Source organism: Micromonospora sp. NPDC047134 (genome assembly GCF_040643455.1).
In the GTDB taxonomy this organism is placed as follows: domain Bacteria; phylum Actinomycetota; class Actinomycetes; order Mycobacteriales; family Micromonosporaceae; genus Micromonospora.
This window is the reverse complement of the sequence record NZ_JBEYUI010000054.1, coordinates 1-2,274: the sequence shown is the minus strand read 5'-3', so window position 1 is coordinate 2,274 and position 2,274 is coordinate 1. Positions and strand designations below refer to the sequence as shown.

Below are 2,274 nucleotides of genomic sequence, written 5' to 3'. Positions count from 1 at the left end.
ATCCGAACTAGACACTCAGATGATCACCGATGGGCTGCGAGCCCTTCACATCCGGGTCACCGCCAGCCGCGAACCCCGCTCAAGCTCGAAGAGCCTGTATCCCGGGCCGGACTCCGGATCGAACGGTGGCCCATTAAACGAGATCGGCTGCTGACGGAAGTTCAGCATGACACCGCGCACCGGTTGCTCATCGCGTACGCAGAGCCCGATAAGAGGCCGGGAGTTGCAGTCGAACCCGCCGGTGCGAACTCTCCAGAATTGAGTGGTGAAGTACGAAGAGCAGGCCCACATGGTGGCCGGCTGCCCGTCCGCGCTGGTGAACAGGTCGAGGCAGCGACCGTCGGCCTTGTTGCGCAGGTCGAATCCGGCTGGCGACCAGGTTTGGGCGCTCCCGTTCGTCCATCGTTGGTTGTTGCCGGTGCCGCATGCGGCGAGTACCACGTCTGCCCCGTCTTGGGCCGCTGCTGGCTGCAGGCAGAGCCCGGAGGAGAGGTGTTTGATCCGGTAGGTCGGCGGATTGCCCGCGGCGACCACCTCGAACGTCCACCGTTGGGACTTCACCGCCGCTGGCAGCCCGCTCCTGAACGTGCGGACCTTGACCTGGGTGCCGGCGGTGTCCGCATCGGTGGCCAGTACCTGCAGGTCGCCGTCTTCGGCCTGTCCGATAGCGACCGGGTCCGGCGCCTGCACCGCCGCAGGTGCCGGCGCGCCCAACGCCAGAACCACGCCACTGCCGGCAACGACCGCGGCAAGGACGGCCGCGCATCGGGATCGAATTCTCTTCACCCATGCTCCTCTCGTGCGGACGAGGGCATGGCGAAGCGAGCAGCTCAAGGCGTCGCCGTCTGACGCTGCCCCCGTAGCCGCGTCGACGATGTGCACGATCAGGCTACGAAAGGGATTAGTTGATTTCTATGGTTGACTTTCAGCGCGAACCTGGATATTCCACAGGTATGGATCTGATGCGGCGCGGCTGGCCGATCATCGTCACGGCGATGCTGGTGTTCGGCGCGAGCCTGCTGCCGTGGTTCCGCACCAGATGGGCTGACGGAGACGGCTGGGCCACCAACTCGGCGACCGCGTGGGCGTCGTCCACCTGGTGGGCCGCTGCGGTGACCGCCTGCCTGCTCGCCGCCGCAGCCGGGCTGCTCGGCCTCCACCTGCCATCGGGGGCCATGCTGCGCTGGGGTGCCGCAGGCCTCGCCACGACCGCCGTCGCGGTCACCGCCGTCACGTGGCTGCGCATCCCTCCGCTGACCGAGGGCACCGGCATGGCCTGGTCCGCCGCCGGTGCCGAGTCCCGCGGCGTCGGCGACATTGTCCGCGACGGCCTGGTGCTGGTCCGGATCGACGGGCTCACCCAGGAGGTCGGCTGGGGCGTTCACGCCGGACTCGCCGCCATGGTGATGCTCACCGCCGTGCTGATCATCAAGGCTGTGCGACCCGGACACCCCCGGTCCGACGCGAGACGCTTCGAAGTGGTGCACCACTCGCCCTGAGCCATCTTCATCGTGATGGCGCAGGTCACGGGTGGTGCGGGAGGGCGGCGTCCAGGTAGGACGAGGCTCCCGGTAAGACACTGTGGCGACGCCTCGAACCCAGCCGGCAAGCCCTGCTCGCCCTGGCCGACTTGGGTAACGGCGACACCCTGACACGCCTGGCCGCCGCATTCGAGATCGGCGTCACGACGGCCTGGCGTTATGTCCGAGAGGCCATCGACCTGCTCACCGCGACCGCCGACGACCTGGCCACGGCCATGACCAGGATCCGGCTGCTGGCCTAAGCAATCCTCGAGGGCACCTTGATCCCGATCGACCGGGTCGCCGACCAGAAGCTGTACTGCTCCGGAAAGCACAAGCGTCACGGCGTGAACGTGCAGGTCATCGCCGACGCGGCCGGGCGTTTCGTCTGGGCCTCGGCCGCGCTGCCCGGCTCGACGCACGACCTGACCGCCGCCCGCACCCACGGCATCATCGACGCCCTGACCAGCGTCGCCGTGATGACCTTCGCGGACAAGGGCCATCACGGCGCCCGCACGGCGAACGCGCGATCGCCACCTTCAAGACCTGGAAGATTCTGGTCAAGCTGCTCTGCTGTCCACGCCGAGCAATCGCGATCGTGCAGGCGATCCTCGTCCTGCACCACGTCGAAGCCGACCGCTACGCAGAATGAAAATGGCTCACTGGAAGGCGTTCTGGTGGTCGCGGACGCGTTGCATGCCCCGACCGGGCACGCCGACCTGCTCGCCGCCGACGGCGCTCATATGATGGTCGC

The 2,274-nt window shown here is 67.7% G+C and carries 2 protein-coding genes and 1 pseudogene; 2 read left to right on the top strand and 1 reads right to left on the bottom strand.

Annotated elements, in window-relative coordinates; translation table 11 throughout:
- Positions 1-45 precede the first annotated feature (45 nt).
- Positions 46-786: a ricin-type beta-trefoil lectin domain protein gene (locus ABZ795_RS28690; protein ID WP_357532634.1), complete on the bottom strand. Its 741-nt coding sequence runs from the start codon at positions 784-786 to the stop codon at positions 46-48.
- A 167-nt stretch (positions 787-953) separates the two neighbouring features.
- On the opposite strand from ABZ795_RS28690, the gene ABZ795_RS28685 reads away from it, so the two are divergent.
- Together ABZ795_RS28685 and ABZ795_RS28680 are read left to right on the top strand one after the other, a co-directional pair.
- Positions 954-1,499 carry a hypothetical protein gene (locus ABZ795_RS28685; protein ID WP_357532633.1) on the top strand — a complete coding sequence of 182 codons (546 nt, stop codon included), beginning with the start codon at positions 954-956 and terminating at the stop codon, positions 1,497-1,499.
- A gap of 74 nt (positions 1,500-1,573) precedes the next feature.
- Positions 1,574-2,172, top strand: a pseudogene (locus ABZ795_RS28680) (transposase family protein); the annotation flags it as partial.
- Positions 2,173-2,274 lie beyond the last annotated feature (102 nt).

Coding starts and splice junctions, on each gene's coding strand:
- ABZ795_RS28685 (WP_357532633.1), top strand. CDS start 954: ATGGATCTGATGCGGCGCGGCTGGCCGATCATCGTCACGGCGATGCTG.